Origin of the sequence: Methylovulum psychrotolerans, from assembly GCF_002209385.1 — a bacterium.
Classification (GTDB): domain Bacteria; phylum Pseudomonadota; class Gammaproteobacteria; order Methylococcales; family Methylomonadaceae; genus Methylovulum; species Methylovulum psychrotolerans.
Genome location: NZ_CP022129.1, coordinates 4,292,726 through 4,319,413, shown reverse-complemented (window position 1 = coordinate 4,319,413; position 26,688 = coordinate 4,292,726). Strand labels below are relative to the sequence as shown.

At 53.8% G+C, this 26,688-nt stretch carries 18 protein-coding genes and 2 pseudogenes; 13 read left to right on the top strand and 7 right to left on the bottom strand.

The features are described from left to right. Positions 1–17: 17 nt before the first annotated feature. A complete protein-coding gene (locus CEK71_RS19390) occupies positions 18–581 on the bottom strand; it encodes a YceI family protein (protein ID WP_157679438.1) in 564 nt (187 codons plus the stop codon). A gap of 134 nt (positions 582–715) precedes the next feature. Then, a complete protein-coding gene (locus CEK71_RS19385; RefSeq protein ID WP_088620928.1) occupies positions 716–2,632 on the bottom strand; it encodes a hypothetical protein in 1,917 nt (638 codons plus the stop codon). A gap of 542 nt (positions 2,633–3,174) precedes the next feature. Between CEK71_RS19385 and murI the strand changes: the two genes are divergently transcribed. Further along, entirely contained in the window at positions 3,175–3,999 is an 825-nt protein-coding gene (gene murI / locus CEK71_RS19375) for a glutamate racemase (RefSeq protein ID WP_088620926.1), read from the top strand. A gap of 97 nt (positions 4,000–4,096) precedes the next feature. Here the strand turns inward: murI and CEK71_RS19370 are convergent, their stop codons facing one another. After that, on the bottom strand, positions 4,097–4,996 hold the full coding sequence (locus tag CEK71_RS19370) for a heme-binding protein (protein ID WP_157679436.1): 900 nt from the start codon (positions 4,994–4,996) through the stop codon (positions 4,097–4,099). A gap of 1,179 nt (positions 4,997–6,175) precedes the next feature. On the opposite strand from CEK71_RS19370, the gene CEK71_RS19365 reads away from it, so the two are divergent. Further along, positions 6,176–9,352 (top strand): efflux RND transporter permease subunit, encoded by a 3,177-nt coding sequence (locus tag CEK71_RS19365; RefSeq protein WP_088620924.1) that lies wholly within the window; start codon positions 6,176–6,178, stop codon positions 9,350–9,352. Next, entirely contained in the window at positions 9,339–10,772 is a 1,434-nt protein-coding gene (locus tag CEK71_RS19360) for a TolC family protein (protein WP_088620923.1), read from the top strand. The genes CEK71_RS19365 and CEK71_RS19360 overlap by 14 nt, the downstream gene beginning before the upstream one ends. A 421-nt stretch (positions 10,773–11,193) precedes the next feature. Here CEK71_RS19360 and CEK71_RS19355 read toward each other — a convergent pair whose 3' ends face one another. Beyond that, a complete protein-coding gene (locus tag CEK71_RS19355; RefSeq protein WP_088620922.1) occupies positions 11,194–13,479 on the bottom strand; it encodes an EAL domain-containing protein in 2,286 nt (761 codons plus the stop codon). 97 nt (positions 13,480–13,576) lie between these two features. Continuing rightward, a complete protein-coding gene (locus tag CEK71_RS19350; protein WP_232463694.1) occupies positions 13,577–13,906 on the bottom strand; it encodes a hypothetical protein in 330 nt (109 codons plus the stop codon). 319 nt (positions 13,907–14,225) lie between these two features. Here CEK71_RS19350 and lnt point away from each other — a divergent pair, with 319 nt between their 5' ends. Together lnt and CEK71_RS19340 are read left to right on the top strand one after the other, a co-directional pair. Continuing rightward, positions 14,226–15,785: an apolipoprotein N-acyltransferase gene (gene lnt, locus CEK71_RS19345; protein WP_088620920.1), complete on the top strand. Its 1,560-nt coding sequence runs from the start codon at positions 14,226–14,228 to the stop codon at positions 15,783–15,785. Between the two features lie 166 nt (positions 15,786–15,951). Further along, a complete protein-coding gene (locus tag CEK71_RS19340; RefSeq protein ID WP_198328339.1) occupies positions 15,952–17,100 on the top strand; it encodes a PDDEXK nuclease domain-containing protein in 1,149 nt (382 codons plus the stop codon). Between the two features lie 124 nt (positions 17,101–17,224). Here CEK71_RS19340 and CEK71_RS19335 read toward each other — a convergent pair whose 3' ends face one another. Both CEK71_RS19335 and CEK71_RS19330 read right to left on the bottom strand, forming a co-directional pair. Next, a complete protein-coding gene (locus CEK71_RS19335) occupies positions 17,225–18,076 on the bottom strand; it encodes a sterol desaturase family protein (protein ID WP_088620918.1) in 852 nt (283 codons plus the stop codon). Positions 18,077–18,146: 70 nt separating this feature from the next. Then, positions 18,147–18,854 (bottom strand): hypothetical protein, encoded by a 708-nt coding sequence (locus CEK71_RS19330; protein ID WP_157679434.1) that lies wholly within the window; start codon positions 18,852–18,854, stop codon positions 18,147–18,149. Between the two features lie 361 nt (positions 18,855–19,215). Here CEK71_RS19330 and CEK71_RS19325 point away from each other — a divergent pair, with 361 nt between their 5' ends. The 8 genes and pseudogenes from CEK71_RS19325 to CEK71_RS19300 all read left to right on the top strand — a co-directional run bounded on the left by CEK71_RS19325 (position 19,216) and on the right by CEK71_RS19300 (position 26,480). Continuing rightward, positions 19,216–20,037, top strand: a complete 822-nt coding sequence (locus CEK71_RS19325; protein ID WP_088620916.1) for an FkbM family methyltransferase — start codon at positions 19,216–19,218, stop codon at positions 20,035–20,037. A gap of 205 nt (positions 20,038–20,242) precedes the next feature. Next, positions 20,243–20,365 carry a hypothetical protein gene (locus CEK71_RS24010; RefSeq protein ID WP_269766576.1) on the top strand — a complete coding sequence of 41 codons (123 nt, stop codon included), beginning with the start codon at positions 20,243–20,245 and terminating at the stop codon, positions 20,363–20,365. A gap of 418 nt (positions 20,366–20,783) precedes the next feature. Further along, positions 20,784–21,104, top strand: a pseudogene (locus CEK71_RS19320) (delta-60 repeat domain-containing protein); the annotation flags it as partial. Between the two features lie 131 nt (positions 21,105–21,235). Beyond that, positions 21,236–22,567: a delta-60 repeat domain-containing protein gene (locus CEK71_RS19315; RefSeq protein ID WP_088620914.1), complete on the top strand. Its 1,332-nt coding sequence runs from the start codon at positions 21,236–21,238 to the stop codon at positions 22,565–22,567. Then, positions 22,564–22,758: pseudogene (locus CEK71_RS24210) on the top strand (hypothetical protein); the annotation flags it as partial. The gene CEK71_RS19315 and the pseudogene CEK71_RS24210, both read left to right, overlap by 4 nt. 81 nt (positions 22,759–22,839) lie before the next feature. Next, a complete protein-coding gene (locus CEK71_RS24205) occupies positions 22,840–23,331 on the top strand; it encodes a M10 family metallopeptidase C-terminal domain-containing protein (RefSeq protein WP_408630498.1) in 492 nt (163 codons plus the stop codon). Positions 23,332–23,525: 194 nt separating this feature from the next. Continuing rightward, positions 23,526–24,236, top strand: coding sequence for an NHL repeat-containing protein (locus tag CEK71_RS19305; protein WP_088620912.1), 711 nt, complete (start codon positions 23,526–23,528; stop codon positions 24,234–24,236). Positions 24,237–24,413: 177 nt separating this feature from the next. Beyond that, positions 24,414–26,480 (top strand): hypothetical protein, encoded by a 2,067-nt coding sequence (locus tag CEK71_RS19300; RefSeq protein WP_088620911.1) that lies wholly within the window; start codon positions 24,414–24,416, stop codon positions 26,478–26,480. The last annotated feature ends 208 nt before the right edge of the window (positions 26,481–26,688 follow it).

Below are 26,688 nucleotides of genomic sequence, written 5' to 3'. Positions count from 1 at the left end.
TTAAAGCCCAGCGCCGCTTATTGCGCCGGAGCGGCTAAGGTCAGCCGGACGTTAACGGGTATTTCTTCCGCGACGACACCTTCTTCATTCCACAACCCGCCGCCAATGCCAAACTGAGAACGCTTGATGACAAAATCGCCTGTGATGACGGTTTTGCCGTCGCTCTGGGCGGCGCGGTGAAAGCGGACGCTAAGGTCGCGGTTTTGGTTACGGATGCTTAATACGCCATCGGCCAGATAGTCGCCGTCGCCGAGTGCGCGTACCGCCACGCTCTTAAACGTCGCCACGGGCGCGTGGGCTTTGTCCAACCAGTCCGGCGATAGGGCTATCGCATCCGCTTCTTCCGTGCCTGTGCTCAACGAGCCGATGTCAATGCGTATTTCGGCGGACGCTTGTTCCGGTTTTAGCGGGTCCAGTGAGATGGTGGCGGTAAACTGTTTAAATTGTCCGGCGACCGGCACGCCCATTTCTTTGACGGTAAAGCCGATGTGGCTGTCTGTGCTGACTAAGGTTTGGGGCGCGGCACTGGCATTCGTCGCCAGAGCAGATAAGAGCGCCAATAAGGGGATAAACTTGTGCATATCAGCCTGCATTTGTAAGGGATTAAAGCCCCTTTGTCCTTGGTGAAGGCCTTTTAGTTGCACATAAATGCGATTTCTGTTTTCGGTAGGTGCAGGGGATGGCCTGCACCTACCGCTTGCGGAGAGTGGACGGCTTAATGCGGCATCTGGCTCCGTGCTTGTTCTTCACGGCGTTTGGCTTCTTCCGCCAATTTGTTCAGTTGCTCTTGTTGCTCTTTTAAGGCTTTTTCCCGCGCTTGCGCCTCGCGCTCGCGCTGCGCCTGTTCTTCGCGGAACCGCTGCTCCTGCGCTTCGCGGTCTTTTTTGGCCTGCTCTTCACGGCGCTTGCTTTCTTCTTCCAGTTTGCGTTGTTGCTCCTGCTGCTCTTTTAAAGCCTTGTCCCGCGCTTGCGCCTCACGCTCGCGTTGCGCCTGTTCCTCGCGGAACCGCTGCTCCTGCGCTTCGCGGTCTTTCTTGGCCTGCTCTTCACGGCGCTTGCTTTCTTCTTCCAGTTTGCGTTGTTGCTCCTGCTGCTCTTTTAACGCTTTGTCCCGCGCTTGCGCCTCGCGCTCGCGTTGCGCCTGTTCCTCGCGGAAGTGCTGTTCTTGGGCTTCGCGGTCTTTCTTGGCCTGTTCTTCGCGGCGTTTGCTGTCTTCCTCCAACTTATGTTGTTGCTCCTGCTGCTCTTTTAAAGCTTTGTCCCGCGCTTGCGTTTCGCGTTCACGTTGCGCCTGTTCCTCGCGGTCATGCTGCTCTTGGGCTTCGCGGTCTTTTTTGGCTTTTTCCTCACGGCGTTTGTTTTCTTCCTCCAGCTTGTGCAATTGCTCCTGTTGGTCTTTTGACGATTTATCCCGCGCTTCGCGCTCGCGTTCGCGTTGCACCTGTTCCTCGCGCTCATGCTGTTCTTGGGCTTCGCGGTCTTTTTTGGCTTTTTCCTCACGGCGTTTGCTTTCTTCTTCCAGCTTGCGTTGTTGCTCCTGCTGCTCTTTTAAGGCTTTGTCCCGCGCTTCGCGCTCGCGCTCGCGTTGCGCCTGTTCCTCGCGGAAGTGCTGTTCTTGGGCTTCGCGGTCTTTCTTGGCTTGTTCCTCACGGCGTTTGTTGTCTTCTTCCAGTTTGCGTTGTTGCTCCTGCTGCTCTTTTAAGGCTTTGTCCCGCGCTTCGCGCTCGCGTTCGCGTTGCGCCTGTTCCTCGCGCTCATGCTGCTCTTGGGCTTCGCGGTCTTTCTTGGCTTTTTCCTCAAGGCGTTTGTTTTCTTCCTCCAGCTTGCGCAATTGCTCCTGTTGGTCTTTCAAAGCCTGCACCTGGCGTTCGCGTTGCGCCTGTTCTTCGCGGTAATGCTGCTCTTGGGCTTCGCGGTCTTTTTTAGCCAGTTCTTCAAAGCGTTTGATTTCTTCTTGCTGCTGTTTGCGGAGTTTTTCCTGTTGTTCTGCCAGGGCTTTTGCCTGTGCTTGCGCCGCTTCAGCTTGTTGTTTGAAGTGGTATTCTTGATCAGACAAGTCTCTAATTCGCCGTTCTTCCGCCAGCCGTTGCTCTTCGCGCAACGCGGCGGCTTGCCGTTGGGCGCGGCTGAGTTTGCGGCGATGATGGCGGGTAGAGTGTTTGGGCGATGGCTGGGTTTGGCAGGCGTGTTGCGGGTAGGTGGCGGCGGGCAGCGGCAAGGCTAAGGCTTGCGGTTGGGCGGTGGCAGCGGTGCGCTCTCTGGCTAAAGCGGCTTGCTCGCGGATGGCTTGTAGACGCGCTTGTGCCTGTTGGACGGCCTGCTGCCGGGCTTCATGTTCTTGTTGGGCGCGGGCTTGCTGTTGCGCCTGCTGTTCAGTGGCCAGCACTTGCGCTTCCCAGCTGGGCTGTCCGTCCTGCTCGGCTAATTCGGTAGCGGGCGGCGGCGTTGCGGGTAAATCAGACACTAACGGCTTAGATTCTGTGACAGTGGCGGCGTTGTCTGGAGGTTGCGGTTCGGGCGGGGTGGCTGTGGCCTGCGCCTGCGGGGCTGGGGTGTCGCGGTTGGCGGTGTCGCACGAGGTCGCTGCCAATGCCGCCACGCTTAAGGTGGCGATAAGTAATACTGTTTTCATGAGAGCCTTGGAGGTTGGGGTCAAAAGATCCGCACGGGGGATGCGGCGGGGTAATGCGGCTATCAGCATAAAACAGCGAGAATTAACGCCAGCTTAATGGTTTTATTCGGGTAATTTTTTAGTTAGGGGGCGTGTTTGGGATACGGATGGCGGCGCAAAACCGGAACAGCGGCAGTGCTGCGCTCAAGTTTTTTGTGGTTATTTAACAATAAGTTATGATTGTGTATGAAATAAAGTCTGTTGTAGAGACGTTGCACTGCAACGTTTCTACCGTCTTTAGCCTAACCGAGGGGCGTTTTTTTTTGCTGCGGACTTTAAACAACGAGGTTATTTCATGCACATTCCTAAGGAATGTGCATGAAATAAAACCTGTTGCACAGGCGAAAGTACGGCAACCCCTCCCAGCCTCCGCCGAAGACTGGCAAGGCAAGGGTATTGGCGGTAACATATCCCACAAAAATTGCTTGGAAAATGCCCCGCCAGGGGATATTACCTAGCCCTGATAAACCCAGATACCTTACCCCGTTCTGATAAAGCCGATTATGACGACAGCTAAAGCCCACCACATCCCTGTGCCATCGCCGACCGCGCCCATTGGCGTGTTCGATTCGGGGGTGGGCGGTTTGTCAGTCCTGAAAGCGGTGCGCCAAGCGTTGCCGCAAGAACATCTGCTCTATGTCGCCGACTCCGCCAACGCCCCTTACGGCGACCGCCACGCCAGCTTTATCGAAGACCGGGCGTTGGCGATGGCGCAGTTTTTGGTCAGCGCCAACGCCAAAGCCATTGTCGTCGCCTGTAACACCGCCACCGTGGTCGCCATCAAAAAACTCCGCGCCTTATATCCCTTGCCGATTGTGGCAATGGAACCGGCAATCAAGCCCGCCGTCGAACTGAGCCAATCGCGGGTGGTTGGCGTACTCGCCACCCGCCGGACGCTAGAAAGCCCGTCGGTCGCCCAGCTCTGCCGCTTATACGGCCAAGACACCCGCATCATGCTGCAACCTTGCCCCGGTCTGGTCGAACAGGTCGAGCGGGGCGATGCCGACAGCGACTTTACGCGCCAGCTTCTTGAGCATTATCTTGCGCCCCTGCTCAGCGCCGGAGCCGACACGTTGGTGCTGGGCTGCACCCATTACCCGTTTTTGGAGCCGCAGATCCGCAAGCTGGTCGGCCCCGGTGTCGCCATTGTCGAATCCTCGGCGGCGGTGGCGCGGCAACTCCAGCACCGTTTGGCGGGCAGCCTGAACCCAGGGGATGATACTAACATCCCCCAAGCACGTTTTTTCACCACCGGCCCCGCCGACCAAGCCCACGCCCTCGTCTCTCTGCTCTGGGGGGCCAGTGTTGAGGTGCATAGCGTTTGTTAGGCGCAGGCCTAGGGTAAGACTGTTTCGCTCAGGGCACGCGGAGCTAAAAAGGTTGCATGATTATAAGCGGTTACTTAGGGCGGTGGCTCGGACAGGCTTAAAAGGCTTTGATCAGCGTGCCGACCGTGACATGCGGGAAGCTCATGCCGTTAAAGTTAAGCAGGACGGTTTGCGAGTATTGCAACTGCAAAAAGGTCTGCCCGTTAGGTGTTGCCATGGTTTCGATGGCGAACACCGACTCGACACTGCCGGCATCGGCGTTGGAGGTGATGAAGGGGATATTGCCGATGCCGCCTGCGGGTGGGGTCATGGTAATCAAGCGGACGATTTTCAGCGGTTTTTGGCCAATAAGATCGTCCCTGAGCATCTGGTTAGGGTCGTTAACCAAGGCTTGGGTGATTTGTGCGGGTAAGTTATCGGAACGGAACGGGCTGGGCACACTCAAATCATATTCTATAAACGGGTTTTTCGTGCCCGCTGGCGGCGGGGTCGCGCCTATCGCAAAAGGCACGGTATTGGCGGGCGGAATGTCCGGCAAACCTTCAAACACCGCATTTTCCGAAAACCCCACCGAACAAAAAGCGTTGCCGTGCGGTATGCAGCCCTGCCTGACGACACTGGCATCCGCCTTAGGCTCGCTGGTGGGCGGGATATACAGCCATTGGCCCGGCTCAATATGTAAGGGCGCACCCGTTACCCCATCCGTGACCCGATGCAGATAATTCAGGCCATAAATGCTGATGTCATCTTGAAGACTGCCACGGTCTGTCACAGGGGAGCCGATGGTGGTGATTTCTAGCGATTCCCGCAAGAGGTTCAGTTGTAAAAAGATTTTGTTGGGGTTACCGCCGGAAAAATTAGGCCGGGCAATCAGGCTAAAGCCTGTGCCTTCCCAAAAGCCGGGCAAGTCCTGAAGCGGCCCTAAGCGCGAGGCGGTCGCCCAATTGGTCGGTACATCGTCGCTAGGATTCGTTGCATCTTGTTGATAGCTCATCATATCTCCTCATTAGGTCGGTTTGGCAAAAATAAACGGAGGGGTATAACGGTTTCACCCACTGCGCATCTACCGTTGTGGTTCAGTAGGCAGGGGGTGGAGCCGCTGGTTATGGCGAACGCCATAGATTTCTTGGGTGCTGTTATGCCGTCAGCGACAATTCGGTGCAGCTACGGATACTTGCACCGGATCTGTATAATAGTGGCCGGGTCAAAAAGGGGCGGGCGTTACAGTGGATGGCTTACCTAATAATAGGCTTATTAATTACTGCCAGCCCATAAAGCCCTTTTTTCTAGACATAAAGCGATTTTTTAGAGACTATACAACAACAAATTGGTCGGTTAAATTAACAATTACTCGCTTAAAAAGTGAATTTTCCACACTATTAAAAACCAATTGTTTATATTATTGATATTTAAGGTAAAAAAATGACTGGTTTTTTTAACGATAGCGTGGCTACAGGGCTTTTTTTTTAGCCATTCACGCCAAAACTGGGCAAGCGCAGGCAAATGCTGTCTTAGGGGCTTAACTGAGCTGACAGTCTTTGGCGGCAGGGCAGGGGGCGTTGAAGAAAATAGAACAGGGGGTTAACGATGTCAGGGTGAAATATCGGCACTTTATGGCCTAGGTCTTTATATCGGCAATTTGATTTATCCCCTGAATCAGATGACCCCTATTACTCGATCATCAAGTTTTTAATATTAGAATAAGCAACTTAGCCACTAGATATTGGATTAGTATTTTAATTAAGTAAAAACAACAAGCTGCAATGGAATCCGTCCCCCTCCCCTGATGGGGAGGGATGGGGTCACTGCCATTAAGTTAAGGAAATTCTGTTCAGAAACAATGTTTTTTCTTCCTTTTATGGAAGTTCAGCAACCCCCTTGCCGATGTCTTTTGTCTGGGCGGGTTACGGTGCTTTCGTTCCAAGCAAGGCTCTCCTTCCCACACAGCGCGTGGGAACGAGAAAATGATATTTGTTGTACTGGCGATAGTACGGCAACCCCCTCCCAGCCTCCCCCTTGGCAGGGGGAGGGGCTTTTTTCCCCCATTTTCGTCTGTTCGACGGAGAAGCCATAAGCTCCCTCCCCTGCCAAGGGGAGGGCTGGGGTGGGGTTTAATTCACGAATGTTAAAAAATACACACCTACTTTAAAGCCACCTTTTTAATCATAGGCTTATTATGTTTAATATTTTTATCAAAAGACCGGTAATGGCGATTGTGTTATCGGTGCTGTTTTTGTTTATGGGGTTGTTGGCGATTAAATCCTTGCCTATTGCCCAGTTTCCCGATATTGCCCCACCCCGCGTGACGATTTCTTTATCGTTTCCTGGCGCGAGTGCGGATGTGTTGGTGCAGTCGTCGTTGATTACCATCGAACGCGCCATTAACGGTGTGCCGGGGATGAAATATTTGATCTCGGATGCGACCAGCGCGGGGGAATCGACGATTCAGGTGCTGTTCGATTTGAGTGTCGATCCGAATATTGCGATGGTTAACGTCAAGACGCGGCTGGATACGGTGATGAGCCGCTTGCCGAAGTTGGTGCAGTTGGAGGGGATTATTGTCGAGCGGGTACAGCCGAGTATGTTGATGTACGTCAACCTGTTCAGTAAGGACAAAAACGCCGACGAGAAATTTCTGTTCAACTATGCCAACGTCACGGTTATCCCGGAAATTCAGCGTATTTTCGGTATTGCCCAAGCCAAAATTTTGGGTAGCCGCCAATATGCGATGCGGGTTTGGCTGAATCCTGACCGGATGCGGGCGTATAGCGTCTCGACCGAAGAGGTGATGGATGCGATTGCTAACCAAAGCATTATTGGCCGTCCTGGCCGGATAGGCCAAAGTACCGGGATGGCGGCGCAGTCGAAAGAGTATGTGCTGACCTATCAAGGCCGCTATAACAAGCCGGAAGAGTACGAAAACATTATTATCCGCGCCAATTCAAAAGGTGAGATCCTGCATCTGAAAGACATTGCCAAGGTTGACCTTAACAGCGAGTTTTACAACATTTATTCCGATAAGGACGGTTATCCGTCCGCGTCTATCGTACTGAAGCAAAACTATGGCAGTAATGCCAGTAAGGTGATTGAGAACGTTAAGGAAAAGTTGGAGGAGCTGAAAAAGACCTTCCCGGAAGGCATGGATTACGAGATTAACTATGATGTGTCGCGCTTTGTTGACGCGTCTATCGAAAAAGTCTTGCACACCTTGGCGGAAGCCTTTGTGTTGGTGTCTTTGGTGGTGTTTGTGTTTTTGGGGGATTGGCGTTCGACCCTGATCCCGATTTTGGCCGTGCCGGTGTCGCTGGTCGGCTCGTTTGCGGTGATGCAAGCGTTTGGGCTGTCCATTAACTTGATTACCTTGTTTGCCTTGGTGCTGGCTATCGGGATTGTGGTCGATGACGCGATTGTGGTGGTGGAGGCTGTCCATGCCAAGATGGAGGCGGAGAATGTGTCGCCTTATGTCGCGGCGCAACAGGTGTTGGGGGAAATCGGCGGCGCGATTGTCGCGATCACCTTGGTGATGACTTCGGTGTTCGTGCCGATTGCCTTTATGTCGGGGCCGGTGGGGGTGTTTTATCGGCAGTTCTCGATAGCCATGGCTTCGTCAATCATCATTTCGGCGGTGGTGGCGTTGTCGCTGGCCCCGGTATTGTGTGCGATGATTTTGAAAAACACCCACGGCCAACCGAAGCGCAAGACCCCGGTCAGCCTGTTTATTGATGCCTTTAACTATGTGTTTGAAAAAGCCACCGGGCGCTATATTCAGGTGCTGAATGTGGTGATTACCCGGCGGATTGTCACGGTTTTGGTGTTGGCGGGCTTTTCTTTCGGCATTTATTCGGTCAGCCTCACCTTGCCGTCCGGCTTTATCCCCGGCGAAGACCAGGGCATGATTTATGCGATTATCCAAACCCCGCCCGGCTCCACTATTGAGGTGACGAATAAGGTGGCGCGTGAGCTGGAAGGCATCGCCAGTAAGATTGACGGTGTGCAATCGGTGTCTTCGCTGGCGGGTTATGAGGTGTTGACCGAAGGGCGCGGCTCTAATGCGGGCACTTGTATTATCAACCTGAAAGATTGGGCGCAGCGTAAGCATTCTGTCCAAGAGGTTATCCACGAGTTGGAAGAAAAAACCCATGATTTCGGGGCGATTATTGAGTTTTTTGAACCCCCTGCCGTACCCGGTTACGGGGCGGCCTCCGGTTTGGCGTTGCGCTTATTGGATAAGACGATTGATACCAATTATCAGGAGTTTGACAAAATCAACCAAAACTTTATGGCGGAATTGCGCAAACGTAAAGAGTTGACGGGCTTGTTTACCTTTTATGCCGCCAATTACCCGCAATATGAGTTGGTCATCGACAATCAGTTAGCCATGCAAAAAGGTGTGTCCATTGATAAGGCGATGAATAATCTGGACATTATGATCGGCAGTACCTATGAGCAGGGTTTTATCCGCTTCAATAACTTTTTCAAGGTCTATACCCAAGCCCTGCCGGAGTTCCGCCGTTTCCCTACCGATGTGCTGAATTATTATGTGAAAAACGAAAACGGCGAAATGGTGCCGTATTCGGCTTTTATGACCATGAAGAAAAAGCTCGGCCCTAACGAGATTACCCGCTACAACTTGTACAATTCTGCGACTATCCGTGCCGTACCTGCGCCCGGTTATACCAGCGGCGCGGCGATTAAGGCGGTGCAAGAAGTAGCGGCGGCGACCTTGCCGCGCGGTTTTGACATTGCTTGGGAAGGTTTGTCTTTTGACGAAGCGGCGCGGGGCAATGAGGCGTTGGTGATTTTCTTGGTGGTGATTGTGTTTGTGTACTTGGTGTTGGCGGCGCAGTACGAAAGCTTTGTCTTGCCGTTGGCGGTGTTGTTCTCGCTGCCGCCGGGTATTTTCGGCGCGTTCTTCTTACTGAAAACCTTGGGCCTTGCCAATGACGTGTATGCGCAATTGGGCTTGGTGATGTTGATCGGTTTGCTCGGCAAAAACGCGGTGTTGATTGTCGAGTTTGCGGTGCAGAAGCAAACCCAAGGCCTGTCGGTGCGGGAAGCGGCGATTGCCGGGGCTAAAGCGCGGTTCCGGCCTATCTTAATGACTTCTTTTGCCTTTATCGCGGGCTTGGTGCCGTTGGCGATGGCGACCGGAGCGGGTGCGGTCGGTAACCGGACGATAGGCACGTCTTCTTTGGGCGGCATGTTGTTTGGTACGGTGTTCGGGGTGCTGCTGATTCCGGGGCTGTATTACATCTTCGCGAAAATGACCGAAGGCAAGACCTTAATTAAGGACGAAGACCTGAATCCGTTAACAGAAACTTATCAATTTGGTACGCACGATGTCAAAGAGTAAAGCATGGCCTGTTATAGCACTGGCCGTTGGGGCGCTGTTGCAAGCGTGCAGCATCCCCGACATCGCCAGCAAAAAACCCGATGTGCAACTGCCCAGTAGTTTTCAGCCGGAGTTGGTCAAAAAGACCAGTTCGGCGACGGTGAAGTGGCAGACGTTTTTTGATGACCCGAAGCTGGTCAGCCTGATCGGTACGGCGGTCGCCAATAACAAGGAGGTGAACATGATGCTGCAACGCATTAGCATGGCGCAAAATGAGATCCAAGCGCGGAAAGGGGAGTATTTGCCGTTTGTGAAGTTTGGCGCGGGGGCGGACGGGGAAAAAGTCGGTAAATATACCCGCAACGGGGCGGTGGAAGATAATCTGGACATCAGCAATGGACAGGCCTTTCCTACCTTCTTGGGCAATTATCAGTTTGGGCTGTTTTCCACCTGGGAGCTGGACGTTTGGAAAAAGCTGCGCAATGCGACCAAGGTGGCGGCGCTGGAATATATGGCGACCAGCGAAGGCAAAAACTTTTTGGTGACTAATCTGGTCGCGGAAGTGGCGCATTCGTATTATGAGCTGCTGGCCTTGGATAATCAGTTGAAGAATTTGGAGCAAAATATTGCTATCCAGAAAAACGGTTTGGAAGTGGTCAAGCAATTGCAGTTTTATGCCCGCTCCACCACGCTGGCCGTCAAACGTTACGAGGCGGAGGTGGCGAAGAACCAAAGCCGGATTTATGAGGTTAAACAGCAGATTACGGTGGCCGAAAACCGGATCAACTTTCTGTTAGGGCGCACGCCCCAAGCCATCCCCCGCGCGGCGGCGGGTTTTATGGACATGCAGCCGAAAATGCTTCAGGTGGGCATTCCCTCGCAATTGCTGCAAAACCGCCCTGATATTCGCCAAGCCGAGTTGGAGCTGGCGGCGGCGGATTTGAATATTCAGGTGGCGAGGGCGAATTTTTACCCGTCGTTTGCCATGAAGGCCGGGTTGGGCTTTGATGCCTTCGACCTGAAATACCTGATTAATACGCCGGAGTCTTTGGCGGCGATGATTGCCGGGGAAATGGTCGCGCCTGTGGTTAATAAAAACGCCATTATCGCAACCTATAAAAACGCCAACGCCAAGCAGGTTCAGGCGGCTTATGAGTACGAGCAAACGATTATTAAGGCCTATAATGAAGTGGCTAACCAATTGGCGAATATCGCCAATTTGGATAAGAATTATCAGCTTAAGCGGGGGCAAGTGGATTTGCTGGTGCAATCCATTGATGTGTCGACGCAGTTGTTTAAGTCGGCCCGCGCCGACTATCTGGATGTGCTGTTGACCCAACGCGATGCTTTAGAGGCGAAGAAAGAGTTGATTGAGACTAAGCAGAAGCAGATTGTCGCTATGGTGGATTTGTATAAAGCGCTGGGCGGTGGGTGGCTGTAAGGAACGCGCATGAAATAAAATCTGTTGTGCAGGCGAAAGTACGGCGACCCCCTCCCGCCTGAGCGAAGCCGAAGGGGTCTCCCTTGTCAGGGGGAGGAGCTTTTTTATCTAACTTTCGCCTGTACGGCAGGGAAGACATAAGCTCCCTCCCCTGCCAAGGCATAAGTATCTACACAAGTTTAATTGAGGCTTGGATGGGTTTCAGGGACATTTTGCCGCTAATAAGTAGGTGTTCATATATTTTTTAACATTTAATATTGGTAGCTCTGTAACCCCCTCCCAGCCTCCCCCTTGCCAGGGGGAGGAGCTTGTTCCCCTGATTTTCGCCTGTATGACGGGGAAAATGCTCCCTCCCCTGCGAAGGGCGCCTGCACGGATGCACAGACGCAATGGAACGCCGACTTAATTTTATGCACATTCCTTAACAATCTTCACCCCGACTAACAGCAAAACCGCTATGCCAAAGTGCGGGTATGGTTTGCTCCCCGACGGGTTTGCTGAAATGGTAGCCTTGGGCATAGTAACAGCCTTTGCTGAGCAAAAACTCCAATTGCGCTTGGGTTTCTACGCCTTCGGCAATCACTTCTAAATTCAGGCCATGGGTCATGGCGATAATCGCGGTGACTATCGCAGCATCGTTAGGGTCGATGACGACATCGCGGACAAAAGACTGGTCGATTTTAACCCGGTCAATCGGTAAGCGTTTGAGATAGCTTAGCGAAGAGTAGCCGGTGCCAAAATCATCGATGGAAATCTGTGTACCTAGAGCTTTCAGTTCGTCGAGCAGGGTAATAATGGCATTTTTGTCGGACATCATAATGCTTTCGGTAATCTCCAGCTCCAGCAACTCGGCCGGAAATCCGGTGGCGGCGAGGGCTTGCCGGACTTTTTCGGCTAAGTGGGGTTGCTGGAATTGTACCGCCGACAGGTTAACGGCCACCCGCAGGCCTGTTAAGCCTTGGTCTAGCCACTGCTTGCCCTGAAGACAGGCCTCCATCAGCACCCAATCGCTGATGGCAATGATCAGCCCTGCCGCTTCCGCCACGGGAATAAATTCGCTGGGTGAAATGTCGCCCAGTTCGGGGCTGTGCCAGCGCAGTAACGCCTCTACCCCTATCATTTTACCCGTCCGCAAGGCGATTTGGGGCTGGTATTTCAGCAAGAACTGGCCGCGCTCCAAAGCCCCGCTTAACACCGAGATCAAACGCATCTGCCGCTGGACAATGGCGTTCATTTGCTCGGTAAAAAATTGGAAGTTGTTGCGGCCACTATTTTTCGCATGGTACATCGCGGTATCGGCATCGCGCAACAATTCGCCAATTTCTATGGAGTCATCGGGATAAATGCTGATGCCGATACTGATGCTGATAAAAATTTCCTGCCCGGCGATTTTAAAAAGAGGCTGCAAGGTGTCCTTAATTTTTTGTGCGACGGCAATAATGTGCTGCACATCGGTAATGCCGGGCAACAAAATCAAAAACTCATCGCCGCCTAAGCGGGCGACGGTGTCGCTTTCGCGGATACACTGCTTAAGCCGCGCGGCCACCGCTTTTAACAATTCATCGCCGACCGCATGGCCTAGCGAATCGTTAACATGCTTAAAATTATCCAGATCGGCAAAAATCACCGCTAACTTGGTCTGGTGGCGGTGGCTGTTGGCCAAGGCTTGGCGAATCCGGTCATGGGCCAGTTCGCGGTTGGGCAAGCCGGTCAGGCGGTCAAAATGCGCCAATTGGTATAAATGCTGTTGCCCGCGCTTAATTTCTTGGATCTCGCGGGCATTATCCAAAATCAACGACAGCGAGGTGGCGAAACTCATCGCCAACAGCTCGTCTTCAGGCAGGAACGGCGTACCGTCCAATTTGTCGCACAGGTAAATCCGCCCATAAACCCGGCCTAAGTTGGCGATAGGTACGGCCAATAATGAAGTCATCGGCGGGTGTCCGGGCGGAAAGCCGACACTACGCGGGTCAGCCGCCAAATTCTCCAAGCGGATGGCGGTGCTTTCATTGATTACTGCGCCCAACAGCCCCCGCCCTTGCGGCAGTTGCCTTATGCCGTTGATTTGCGCTTCGCTCAGGCCAGTATGCAAAAAATGCGTCAGTTCATCCGCGTCGTTAATGAGGCTGACCGCCCCATATTGCGCCTGCAAAAGGTGGCACAAGGCCTCAATGCCCGATTGCAAAATGTCGTTTTCGATTTGAGTATGCGCCAACACGCTTAACAACGTGCGGGAGGCCAGATGCAGCTCGGCCAGGCGGGCAGACCATAGGGTCAGCTTTTCATGATCTTCGGCAATTTGGAGGTTAAGCTCCCGGGTTTTTATCAGCAACTCCCGTTCGCGGTTCAGCAAGGCTTTCAGCACACTGTTGCGCGTCACCGCCCCGACAAAATGGCCGTTGCCGTCAACAACCGCCAAAGCTTCCACAAAGCTGTTAAATAAGGCCTCCACTTCGGTTAAAGGCGTATTGGCATTGACCGGATCTAAGGGATGGGGGTTGACCAAATCGGCAAATATGCGTTGCGGGGTAAACGAAATGTCCATATCGGTGACCAAACCCTGAAACTCGCCTTCGGCATCACCTAATATTGCCGTGGAAAAAACGGCGTACACTGTCCCGGCGGTACGGTTGGGGGCGGGCCGGGTATGGGCATCGACATGCACAACATTAGCAGCGTAGGCATCAGCGGCAATCAGTTCTTTCATAACTCATGGGATTTAGATGATAACAAGCGTAGGGGTTGGGGTCGGATTTGGCCGACCAGCGGCGGCATGGGCATTGAACGGGCTCAACCCGATAACGCTATAACTCCGTCTCAAATTGGACTTCGATGTCCAGCTCAAGGTAGAGGATCTCCTCGTCGCCCATAAACGGCTTAATGCTCTTTAGGACAAAGTCCACCAATTTGTCTTGGTCAATCCGCCGTAACAGGGTTTTTCTGACCAGAATATATTGGATAATGTCATCCTCTATCTCGATATGCTCAAAGGGTGTGGCGACCAACAATTCTAAGGCTTGGCGCATCGCCTTGCTGCCGATGGGCGAATTTTTGCCCAGCACCAAACCGTCACGGAAAGGCGGCAAAATAAATTCTTTAATGCGGGTTTGGATGAAATGCTTGCTGTTTCTCACGGGCACAATCCCTTTAGGAAAATAATCATTGGCTTGGCAATAAATAAATGCCCACGAACCGGGTAGATGATTTTAATTCATTAACTTAAGAGTGACTATTTATATTTTGCCGCCCTACTTTTCTAGGGTAAAGGTTAACCACCCTACAGGTGGACGTTAGGGGGAGGGCAGAGATAAAAAAGTAAAATGATTAATAAGTGGTTACTTAAAAACCCTTACCCGCCGTTTCTGCCAGCCCCCCAAACCGCTGGCCAGGACACCTATTTTTAACCGAAATATGCTAAAGTAAGGCCTTTCCGCCACTACCCTAACTCCATAAATGACCCTACCCGCCTGCTTCCGACACCCGTGGCTACTGCCGGTTTACGCCGGTATTTTCATCGGCACCAGCTATATCCCCTTCCCGCCGTGGGCGGCTTTGTTCGGCTTTGTGCCGTTATGGTTGTTTTGGCGGCAACAAACCGGCTGGCTGGGGGTGCTGCTGGGCGGCTTATTGAGCGCGTTTGTGTTTACCCTGATCGGTTTTAACTGGGTCGCCCTGACTTTGCACCAGTTCGCGCATTTGGATTGGCCATGGGCGGTGCTGGGGCTGATGGTATACGCGCTGGTCGCCAACCTCTACGTTCCGGTGGCCGGGCTGCTGTGGTTCGCCGGCCAACGCTGGTGGGGGCGTACGGGCGCACGCTCACTGCTGGCCTTAGCCTTGGTGACGACGCTGTGCGAGGCCAATTCTTATACCCTGTTCGATTGGAATTTTGGTTATTCTTGGTACGGTGCAGGTCTGCCCGTGTACCAGTGGGCGGAGTGTATCGGCTTTAGCGGCTTAAGTGCGCTGACGGTCATGACCAACCTGCCCTTGCTGCTGGCGTGGCAAAACCGCCGCAACGAGGGCGGCTGGTTGCCCGCCCTGCCCGTCTTGATAGGCTTTGTCCTGCTCAACTGCGGCGGGCTGTGGCTAAAATCGCGCTTGCCTGCGCCGGACGCGACCGTCAACGCCTTACTGGTGCAAGGCAGTATCAACAGCGAGGATAAGCTGGCGGCGGAGTTGGGCAAGAATTTGCGCGAGGTGATCTGGCAGCGTTACCAAACGCTGACCGCCGAAGCGATTGCCGCGCACAAGGACACCAAAATTGATTTGGTGATGTGGCCGGAAACCGCTTTCCCGTATTTGCTTGGCGATTGGTTTCGGCAGTCGCCGCAATCGCAAGCCTTGACGGCGTTTGTCCGCCAGCAGCAAGTGCCGTTGCTGACTGGCGCCTACAGTGTCGAAACCGGCACCAAACGCATCACCAATTCGCTGTTTGTATTTGACGAAAACGGCCACGAACAGCCGCCGCATTACAGTAAGACGATTTTGTTGGCCTTTGGCGAGTTTATCCCCGGCGAGGATTATTTTCCGGTCATCCGCGAATGGCTACCCGCCACCGGCCATTTTGCGCGGGGCGCGGGGCCTTCCGAGCTGTTAAAGCTGCATGGGTTTAAGATGGGGGCGCAGATTTGTTACGAGAGCCTGTTCCCGCGTTTCTCGCGGTCGCTGGCGCAATTGGGGGCGCAGTTTATCGTCAATGTCACCAATGATTCATGGTACGGCGATTGGCAGGAGCCTTACCAGCATTTGTATATGACCTTAGGGCGCGGTGTGGAGTTTCGCCGCCCGGTGCTGCGGGTGACCAATAGCGGAATTTCCACCGTCGGCCTGGCTTCCGGCGAAGTGCTGGAACTGTCGCCGATAGATAAACCGTGGGCGGGGCTGTATAAAATCCCCTACCGCCAACAGCCGCAAGCGACTTTTTACCAAACTTATTTCTGGTTGTTGCCGGGGCTGCTGTGGGCGGCGTTGGCGGCGGTGCTGTGGTGGCCTGGGCGTAGGGGCGGTTAGGCGCGGCTTATTGCGGACATTACTGCGTAAGGTGAGTTATTAAGGGCAAAAAGCCCCTTAACCCCTATAGAACCTTAAACATTTTGTGCTTTTCGTGTCTTTCGTGGGCAAAAATCTAACAACAAAAAATGTAATTATGACGCAAACCCCGTCTTTTGAAAGGCTAGTGGCTACCATTAGTCAAGTTCATACCGAAATGACCCTGCAAGCCAGTCGCGCGGTGAATAAGTGTTTGACCTTGCGTAATTGGCTAATTGGTGCGTATATCGTGGAGTATGAACAACAGGGTGCTGATCGTGCACAGTATGGCGAGGTGTTGTTTGAGCGTCTGAGCCAGGCGTTGCAGACAACGGGAGTGGTGCGTTATCATCCGAGAGAACTGCGCCGTTGCCGGACGTTTTATGTGGCATACCCGGAGATTCGGGGGACGCTGTCCCCCGAATCAGGCTGGCAGGGGAGTTTATCCGATGACATAAGACCTGTGTCCCTGACTTCCATGACGGCAAATGAGGCGGCAGCGGACATTCGGGGGACATTGCCCCCCGAATTGTCCATTTCACCCATGCACCTGATACAGTCCCTATCTTTTAGCCATTTCGCCGAGCTGATCGCGGTGGAAGACGCGCTCAAGCGGCGTTTTTACGAAGTTGAGTGCCTGCGTGGCCACTGGTCGGTGCGTGAGCTAAAACGCCAGATCGCCAGCCTGTATTACGAACGTTGCGGGCTTTCGACCGACAAGGACAAGCTGGCGGCTTATGTGCAGGGGAGAGCGGAACAGGCGGTCATCTTGAATGTGCGCGACCCTTATGTGTTCGAGTTTCTCGGCCTCAAGCCCAAAGACGTGATGTATGAAACGGACGTTGAGGATGCCATTCTCGATAATTTGCAGGAATTTTTACTGGAACTCGGTCACGGCTTTTGTTTTGAAGCGAGGCAAAAGCGCATTCTGATTGGCGATGGCTACTATTTCATTGATCTGGTGTTTTATCACCGTATCCTTAAATGCCATATTCTGGTTGAGCTGAAACTGGCTGAATTCAACCATGAGAATATCGGCCAGCTCAATACCTATGTGAGCTGGTATCGCAAAAACATGATGCTGGAGGGCGATAACCCGCCTATCGGTATTTTGTTGTGTACCCAAAAAGACCATGCCTTGGTCGAATACGCCTTGGCTGGGATTGATAATGACATTTTTGTGGCAAAATACCTGCTGGAATTGCCCAACAAAGAGCAAATCCAACAGTTTATCGCCGCACAACTGGCGATGGGCGTAACGGTAGCCGCCGGACAAGGACGGGGTAAGCAGGGGTAGCCTGAACATTATCCAGCATTGGCAAGCCATCACCGAACAGCGCAACAAGCAGGTCGTTGCTTGATGAGTGACGACATCCAGACAATGCGGTTTTTATGAAAAACTTGAGCATCGGATATCAGGATTATTTTCTTAGCAAAAACCAAGTAAAAGGATAAACCAATTGTTTGAGCAAGCCTTCGGGCAAGTAGCTTGATATGCCATAAGCCGCCGGAAAATGTGTTTTGGGCTGATGCAGCGTACCGAACAGCCTGTCATAAACAGGCAACAGCGCCGCATAATTTTTGTTAACCACCAACGCGCTGCCATTCGCATGATGCCAATGGTGAAAGTGGGGGGTAGAAATAAGCTGTTCCAGCCAGCCGAAGCGGAACTTAACGTTCGCGTGGATAAAAATGCCCCAAATATTATTAAACGACAATAACAGCAATGAGGGCAGATCGGCCTTAGCGCCGGAAAAGTCCACCAGACCTAAGCCGCAAACCGGAATAAAACTGATGCTGCGCAGAAACACCACTTCTAAGGGATGTACACGCGTGGCGACTAACCAGTCAACGGCGGTTGGGCTATGGTGGATAGAATGGATGCGCCAAACCCAAGGGATTTCATGCGCCCAACGGTGCGCCCAATAAAAACCAAAATCGCCCACGACAATAATCGCCACCATACGCGCACCGACGGGCAAACTTTGCCCATAAGCAAACCATTCGGCGGGCAGTGCTGACCGGAACCCCAGCACAATAATGCTGGTGGTAATGACCAACAAAAAAGACGGCAAGATGCCGCTGAGAAAAAAATAGGCCACATCGCTGATAAAATCTTTCCTAAACAAATCTTGCCGTTTGATATAAAAGATTTTTTCTAACGGGGCAATGGCACACAAGGCAACCAAAAACCATGTCGCCAGCGACAAGGCTTTTTGGTCCATACCTTCCAGCAGATGCGCCCACTGGTTCATTATTATTTCTGGGGACATCAAGCACTCATTTGTAAAATCTGCGCATCTGCTGGCAGCGATACCGGCTACCGATTTGAGGGTATTGCAATCAAACCGTGGTATTGCGGCGTTTTAGGCCGATTGAAGCTGCCAAGACTCCAGAAAATAACAACCAGATGATATTGGGTTCGGGCAGGTTACTCGTCGTCAGAACGACATTGCCCAGTAACAACAGCGGTTCAGGAGAAACGCCCAGTGTTGAGTTGGCAAGAAATTGCAACAAATTGTTGCCCGCCCCCGCCGTGACATTCACCGTCACTAATGTCCAAGGCAACGCATAATCTTTGCTGGTGTCCATGGTGACACGGGTGCTGTTAACAACCAAGCCACCGCCTAGCGAAACGGCCCAATACAAGGTGGTGTTCGCGCCTGTTGTCGTGAAGCTTGGGTTGCCTGAACCAGCCGGTGTGCGGTTGGCGGCCGATTCGTAGAAACTCAGTGCGTACGTCCGTCCGGCAATCAGGCCATTAACAACGGTGCTGACACCCGAATAAGCGTTGTTATGGACACCGTCATGGATATTCCAAGTGTCCGCCATGTTGACGACACTGGTATTGCCGCCACTGCCGGGAACGGCCTGAATGCGGTTCGCCTGAAACGCCGCACCCTTGTCTTGATTATTGATATAGTCAACCGACGACAGTTCGGCACTGCCGATGGCTGTGAACCCAGACAGGTTACTGTTAACCATATTGGCATGGGCCACGCCGGAACTGAGCGCTAGGGCAAGGAGTAAATTACGTTTTATTTTCATCATCTTAAAACCGGATTTTATTTTGGGGGGCAGCCCTGGCGATGCCAAGGTATTTATGGGCTAATTGTACGTTAGTGCGCCATTTATCACAAAATTAATTCGCCGCACATCAGTTTTAAATCAATACATTGCAGGACATACCGACAAGCGCGGGATGCTACCGGCACGGTGGTTTATCCTGATGGCCTGGCTCAAAAAACACCGTTACACACCCCGCCTCCGATAACGGGCAATCATAAGCCCTTCATTTGCCTAAAAACCGCTTATAATAGGGTCTGAAAACCGATAAGGAACGTGCATGAATAAAATACGGCAGCACGGCTCCCCCTCCCAGCTTTCCCCCCACTTGTTAAGGAATCTCCCGATGTCTTTACCGCTCCGCCCCATTGCTTTTGTCTTGGCCGCCAGTAACCACGGCAGCCTGATCGTCAACCGTAACGACTACCGGATGACCGCCCCCGGCAAAGGCTTTGGGGTCGGCTACCAAATCCTTAACACCTCCGGCTTTGATGTCAACGAGGTGAGCTTTGTGTTGGGCTTGCTCAATTGCCGCCGCAAGCATTTTGGCGACGGCGTGGTGGCGATTGACGGCGGGGCGAACATCGGCGTGCATACCGTCGAATGGGCGCGGCACATGCACGGTTGGGGGCAGGTGACGGCGTTTGAGGCGCAGGAGACGGTGTTTTATGCCTTGGCGGGCAATGTCGCCCTCAACAATTGCTTTAACGCGCGGGTCAGGCTGGCGGCTTTGGGCGGGAGCAGCGGCGAATTGGCGGTGCCGCAGCCGGATTATTGTACGCCCGCCAGTTTCGGCAGCTTGGAATTGCGCCAACGCCCCACCACCGAATTTATCGGCCAGCCCATTTCCTACGCGCCAGAGGCCACCACTATCGTGCCGATGGTCAACTTAGACGCACTGGCCTTAGCGCGGTTGGATTTGCTTAAGCTGGATGTGGAAGGCATGGAACTGGAGGTATTGCGCGGCGGCAGTACGGCACTGGCACGGCACCGCCCGATTATGCTGGTCGAAATCATCAAATCCGACCGCACCGCTCTGGAGGCTTTCCTTAGCGGCCTAGGTTATCAGGTGTTCCCGGTCGGCATCAACCTGCTCGCCGTCCACAGCACCGACCCGACTTTGCAGCAAATCAGCGTTGTTAATGACCGAATGACCCTATCCGTGTAAGCGCTAAGGCGAACGAACCGAGGAGCGCGGGTATCTTGCCCGCCGTTTGCCCATGCCGCCCACCTTTCGGCAAGAGCGGGTTTTCGCACCTCTACTTATGTGTGAATACAAACCGGAACTTAGGGGCCAGCACAAAACACACTGATAAAATCTATTTTCTTAACTGATGTTACGCACCCCATCCCAAAAAGAGTATCATTGACGGATGGAAAAAGAAAAAATAGAACTCTACACAGACTACCTGATCTGCAATCAAGGCTTTGCAACGGCGACGGGCTTGTCGGCGATGCGCATCGCCGACAAGCCCGTCGCCGTTGCAAAGCCTTGATTGCAGATCAGGTAGTCTGTGTAGAGTTCTATTTTTTCTTTTTCCATCCGTCAATGATACTCTTTTTGGGATGGGGTGCGTAACATCAGTGAATAAGCCTAGCACTGTGAATACCGCACCCACTTTTGCCATCTATAGCAGCCCCTTAACAACTGATTTGGGTTGGAATGAAACGTCTTCCAGCATTAGCGTCCAAACTAACGGCAAAACCGTTGTGGCGGGCACACGCACTAAGAGGATTCATGTTGGTCTCCAGCACAGTTGGCATCGCACTCCCGCGCTATAACAGCAACGGGATGGTAACGCTAGGCACTGCCACCTTGGCGAGTAGCAACAAAATGCCGGGCGGCAGTAGTTGCCCGGCTTAACAGGCCAATAGACCATCCGCACAGCATTTTATTCTTTTATTGAGGTTTTTATGAGTACCAATACCGCCCCGACTTTTCTGATTAAAAACAGCCCCATCATCACCGACTTAGGCCTAGACGACACCGCCTACAGCATTAAAGTGCAGGCAGACGGTAAGATTGTCGTGGTCGGCACTAGCTTCGATACGGCATTATTCACGAATTTCGGCTATGGTTCGAGTGCCTTTGGGGTCGTCCGTTACAACAGTGACGGCACCCTAGACACCAGTTTTAGCGATGACGACAAGCAGCAAACCGGCGATGATTTTTCTGCCACCAGCTCCGTGTTGCAAAGTGACGGCAAAATTTTGGTGGCGGGCACTAGCGGCGGCACATCCACGTTTGACTTTAGCAGCACCTACGATTTTACCGTAGCCGCTACAACAGCGACGGCAACCTGGACAGCACGTTCGGCAGCGGCGGTATTGTCCACACCTGGTTCCCCTACGTTAACGACGGGGCGTTGAGCGTCGCCTTACAAAGCGACGGCAAAATTTTGCTGGCCGGGCGGGCGGCTTCGGGTACGAATAGCTATAACTTTGGCTTGGTGCGCCTCAATACGGACGGCAGCTTGGACACAGCTTTTGGCAACGGCGGCAAAGTGACCACCGACATGGGTTCGGCTAACGATGCCGCCTTCAGCACCTTAGTGCAAAGCGACGGCAAAATTGTTTTGGCCGGGCATAGCGGTTTGGCGCGTTATAACAGTAACGGCAGCCTAGACAATACCTTTAGCGGCGACGGCAAATTGACTACCGACTACAGCATTAGCGGTGCGGTGTCGGTATGGGGCGGCAAACTGGTCGCGGCAGGCGGCAATACTATCGACCGTTATAAAGCGGACGGCAGCTTAGACACCTCATTTAGCGGTGACGGCAAAGTCAGCACCGATTTTTCGGTCGCGGCCATCAGCGTACAAACTAACGGTAAATTAGTGGTGGTCGGCGACGGCACCTTAGCCCGCTATAACGGCGACGGCAGCTTAGACACCACCTTTAGCGGCGACGGCAAAGCGCAAGTCGGCTTTACGGCGGCGGGCGTGACCGTTCAGGCGGACGGTAAAATTCTGGTGACAGGTAGCGGGCCTACTTTTGGCGGGGCGTTGTCCGGCAATGACCATGATTTTTATACCGCGGGTTATAACGCCAACGGCTCTTTAGATACCACCTTTAACGCCACCTTCAATACCGTCGGCACAGCGGTGGTGGCGCAAGAAGGGGGCGCAACCCCAACCGCCATTGCCCCTCACGCACTGATCCAAGATGCCGAATTGGACGCGCTGAACGGCGGCTTAGGCAATTACAGCGGCGCCAGCCTCACCCTCGCCCGCCATGGCGGCGCCAATGCCCAAGATGTGTTGGGTGTCTCCGGCACACTGACCCTGAGCAACGGTTCGGTGGTGTTGGGCGGTACGGTTGTCGGCACTTACCAGCAAAGCCCCGGACAATTGACCCTCCTGTTCGGCACCGCCACCAGCGCCCAAGTCAACAGCGTCCTGCACCAACTGACCTACACCAACAGCTCGCAAGCCGCCCCGACGGCAATCCAATTGGATTGGACATTTAACGATGGCGACCCGACCCACCCTTTAGCCACCCCGATCACCATTATGGCCAGCAACAGCCATGCTGACGGCCATGTCTGGATTAACGGCAACCACGCAGCGGGGCAAACCCTGACCGCCAGCAACGATTTGACCGACCCCGACGGCATGGCGGCAAATACCGTATTCACCTACCAATGGCAAGGCAGCAGTAACGGCACAACCTCGGCAGCGGCGCAAACCTGGTCGTGACCCCAGCCACCGCCAACCAACAAATCAAACTGACCGCCACTTACACCGATGCCCAAGGCTTCACCAATAGCACCAGTGCCATCCAAGGTACGGCGGGGAATGACACCTTAAAAGACACCGGCTATAGCAATACCCACTTAAGCGGCCTAGACGGTAACGACCGCTTATATAGCAGTGCCTATAATGACATTTTGGACGGCGGCAACGGCCAAGACAGTGCCGATTATGGCAACGCCGCCAGCGGCGTAACCATCAACTTGGCGCTGACCAGCGTGCAGAACACCAAAGGTAGCGGCATAGACACCCTGCTCAGCATCGAAGCCATTAACGGCAGCTACTTTAACGATGTGCTGCTCGGCAACACCGCCAACAACACCTTGTCAGGCGGCAACGGCAACGACCTGCTGGCGGGTAGCCTCGGTAACGACACCTTAACGGGCGGCTTAGGCCAAGACACTTTTGCCTTCAACAGCGCATTAGGCGCGGGCAACATCGACACCATCACCGACTTTAACGTCGCCAACGACACCATCCGCCTGTCAAAAGGCATCTTCACCACCCTGACTAGCGGCGTATTGGCGGCGGAAGCCTTCAAAATCCTCGGCAACGGCGGCGTGGAAGACGGCAGCGACCACCTCCTCTACAACACCGCCACCGGGGCATTGTCTTACGATGCCGACGGCAGCGGCGCAGGCGCGGCGGTGCAGATTGCTATCCTAGGTACAGGCTTGGCAATGACCAACGCCGACTTTATGGTCGCGTAAAGCAAGTGAAACAACATCCGTCGAGCAGAAAAAATCTGCCCGACGGGTCACCCTAAACAAGCGGCACCTTATCGCCATTCCCACCATCTTAGAGCGGATATTTTGAAGCTGACAGGGCTGGGAAAATGCCGGACAAAATGGTTTGCCCGGCCAATAAACCATAAACACAACACGTTCACATTATTGAGGTCTTTATGAGTTCTCCCCCTACCTTTCTGATTAAAAACAGCCCGGTCATCACCGATTTGGGCTTCGACGACACCACCTACAGCATTAAGGTGCAGGCGGACGGCAAAATTGTCGTGGTCGGTATCAGCTTCGGTTCAATGTTACTGGATGTCGGCCCAGTGGACAGCTCTTTCGGTGTAGCCCGTTACAACAGCGACGCGGGCCTGACCTTAGCCCACCATGGCAGCACCGATACCGAAGAGGTGTTGGGTGTCCAGGCCGGCGGTACGCTGGCCTTAAAAAACGGCACGGTGACGCTGGACGGCACCGCCGTCGGCACTTACCAACAAAGCCCCGGACAACTGACTATCCTGTTCGGCACCGCCACCAGTGCCCAGGTCAACAGCATCCTGCACCAACTGACCTACACCAACAACACTTACACCATCCAGGATGCGGCGGGTAATGACACCTTTGCCTGCACCAGCGCCTTAAGTGCCAACAACATCGATACCACCACTGACTTTAGCGTCACCGACGACACCATCCGCCGACCAAAAAACCTCTCCACCGCCCCGGCCACCCCCGGCGTGTTAGCCGCTGAGGCGTTTAAAATTATCGGCAGCGGCAGCGTGGCCGACAGCACTGACCATATCCTCTATAACACCACCACCTCCGCCTTAGGTGAGCGCTTGGCAAGACCCCTGCCGACTTTATGGTGGCGTAAAGCAAAGTAGGCGTAGGCCGGACAAACGGTTCTGCCCGACCTACGCCCCTTAAATAAGCGACACCCTACCGCCAAGCCCAGCACCTTACAACAAGTGTTGAAACTGGCGGCGTTAAAAACTGCCGGGCAGAACCGTTACCCGGCCAATCAACCACAAACCTAGCACTTTCAACTAATTGAGGTTTTTATGAGCAAAAATACCGCACCGACTTTTTTGATTAAAAACAGCCCGGTCATCACCGATTTGGGCTATAACGATACCGCCTACAGCGTTAAGGTACAGGCAGACGGCAAGGTTGTCGTCGTCGGCATCAGCCTCGACGATTTAAACTCAGACTTTGGGCAAACCAGCGGCCACATCGGCGTGGCCCGTTACAACAGCGACGGCACCTTCAGCGGCGACGGCAAAGTGCAAACAAGCTTTACGATCGAAAGCGTCACCGTACAAACGGACGGTAAGCTTGTGGTCACCGGCACCGGGCTGGCCTTCGGGAACACGCTATATTATGACCACGATTTTTATACGGCGCGTTATAACGCCAACGGCTCTTTAGACACGACCTTTAACACCAACCTCAATACGGTGGGCTTTCCCGTCACCGTCAGCGAAGGCGGCTTAGAGCCTGTCGATATTTCCCTCCATGCCTTAATCAGCGATGCCCAATTAGATGCCTTAAACGGCGGCTTAGGCAATTACAGCGGCGCGAGCCTGACCTTAGCCCGCCATGGCGGCGCCAATGCCGAAGATGTGTTTGGCGCAGACCACTATGGCGACCTTGTCCTGCAAAACGGCACGGTCACCTTGAACGGCACAGCGGTCGGCACTTACCAACAAAGCCCCGGACAACTGAGCATCCTGTTCGGCACCGCCACCAGCGCCCAAGTCAATAGCGTCCTGCACCAACTGACCTATACCAACAGCTCGGAAACCGCCCCGTCTTCAGTACAACTGGACTGGACATTCAATGACGGCGACCCGACCAACCCGCTATCGACCACCGCCACCACCCCAGTGACCATCACCGCGCATGACAGTGCCCCTATCGGCTTTGTGTCCATTAACGGCACCGCCGCCGTCGGCCAAACCTTGACCGCCACCAACACCATCAGCGATCTTGACGGCATGGTGGCGAACACCGTATTCACTTACCAATGGCAAGGCAGTAGCGACAACGGCACCCATTGGACGGCCTTGGGCAGCGGCGCCAACCTGGTACTGACCCAAGCCATGCTCAGCCAACAAATCCAAGTGACCGCCACCTACACCGATGCCCAAGGCTTTACCGACAGCACCAACGCCGTCCACGTCCAAGGCACGGCGGGCAATGATGTCCTAGGCTACCATACCCGGGGCAACCTGATAGGCTTGGACGGTAACGACCAGTTTTATAGTGCAAATTATGTTAACGAGCTTTTTAACGGCGGCAACGGCGAAGACTTGGTCAATCTGTCCTTCTCATCGGCTGGCGCAACCGTCAATTTAGGCTTAAGCACCGCACAAGATAAAGGCGCAGGCTTTACCAACACCTTCTTAAGCATTGAAGACCTCATCGGCAGCAACTATGGCGATACCCTTACCGGCAGCGCCGCCGCCAACGCGTTATTTGGCATGAACGGCAACGATACCCTCAATGGCGGCGACGGCAACGACACCCTTAATGGCGGTGCGGACAACGATACCTTGGACGGCGGCGCGGGCATTGATATGGCGCTGTATTCGTCCGCAACACTAGGGGTGAGCGTCAACTTGGCGTTGACCACCGCCCAAAACACCCTCGGTGCCGGCACAGACACCTTGTTGAATATCGAAAACCTGACTGGCAGCGCCTACAACGATGTCCTCCTCGGCAGCACCGCCAATAACACCCTGTTGGGCGGCGCGGGCAACGACCTGCTGGCGGGCGGCTTGGGTAACGATACCCTCACAGGCGGCGCAGGCCAAGACACCTTCGCCTTCAACAGCACCTTAGGCGCGGCCAACATCGACACCCTCACCGACTTTAGCGTCGCCGACGACACTATCCGCCTGTCAAAAGGCATTTTCACCACCCTGACCAGCGGCGTGTTGGCGGCAGAAGCCTTTAAAATCATCGGCAACGGCGGCGTGGCCGACAGCACCGACCACCTCCTCTACAACACCGCCACCGGGGCCTTGTCCTACGATACCGACGGCAGCGGCGCAGCGGCGGCGGTACAAATCGCCATTTTAGGTACAGGCTTGGCGATGACCAACGCCGACTTTATGGTCGTGTAAAACAAAACGGGCGTAGGCCAGGCAAGCGGTTACTGCCCGGCCTACGCCAAAAACAGGACAACGCCGGGCAGCAACAAGCTGCCCGGCGGAAGCGTTAACTGACGAAGGAATGCGCATAACATAGCTTGGACAAAAAGCGGCACAAACAGCGGGGCGCGTGCAGCTTGCCCACAACAAGATGCCCACCCATACCAAGGGGCCGCCTCAG

Bases quoted from the DNA above. Each gene is read 5' to 3' on its own strand.
- murI (WP_088620926.1), top strand. From the start codon at position 3,175: ATGACGACAGCTAAAGCCCACCACATCCCTGTGCCATCGCCGACCGCG.
- CEK71_RS19355 (WP_088620922.1), bottom strand. From the start codon at position 13,479: ATGAAAGAACTGATTGCCGCTGATGCCTACGCTGCTAATGTTGTGCAT.
- CEK71_RS19360 (WP_088620923.1), top strand. From the start codon at position 9,339: ATGTCAAAGAGTAAAGCATGGCCTGTTATAGCACTGGCCGTTGGGGCG.
- CEK71_RS19370 (WP_157679436.1), bottom strand. From the start codon at position 4,996: ATGATGAGCTATCAACAAGATGCAACGAATCCTAGCGACGATGTACCG.
- CEK71_RS19365 (WP_088620924.1), top strand. From the start codon at position 6,176: ATGTTTAATATTTTTATCAAAAGACCGGTAATGGCGATTGTGTTATCG.
- CEK71_RS19385 (WP_088620928.1), bottom strand. From the start codon at position 2,632: ATGAAAACAGTATTACTTATCGCCACCTTAAGCGTGGCGGCATTGGCA.
- CEK71_RS24010 (WP_269766576.1), top strand. From the start codon at position 20,243: ATGGAAAAAGAAAAAATAGAACTCTACACAGACTACCTGATCTGCAAT.
- CEK71_RS19330 (WP_157679434.1), bottom strand. From the start codon at position 18,854: ATGATGAAAATAAAACGTAATTTACTCCTTGCCCTAGCGCTCAGTTCC.
- CEK71_RS19325 (WP_088620916.1), top strand. From the start codon at position 19,216: ATGTCTTTACCGCTCCGCCCCATTGCTTTTGTCTTGGCCGCCAGTAAC.
- CEK71_RS19335 (WP_088620918.1), bottom strand. From the start codon at position 18,076: ATGTCCCCAGAAATAATAATGAACCAGTGGGCGCATCTGCTGGAAGGT.
- CEK71_RS19305 (WP_088620912.1), top strand. From the start codon at position 23,526: ATGAGTTCTCCCCCTACCTTTCTGATTAAAAACAGCCCGGTCATCACC.
- CEK71_RS19390 (WP_157679438.1), bottom strand. From the start codon at position 581: ATGCACAAGTTTATCCCCTTATTGGCGCTCTTATCTGCTCTGGCGACG.
- CEK71_RS19300 (WP_088620911.1), top strand. From the start codon at position 24,414: ATGAGCAAAAATACCGCACCGACTTTTTTGATTAAAAACAGCCCGGTC.
- lnt (WP_088620920.1), top strand. From the start codon at position 14,226: ATGACCCTACCCGCCTGCTTCCGACACCCGTGGCTACTGCCGGTTTAC.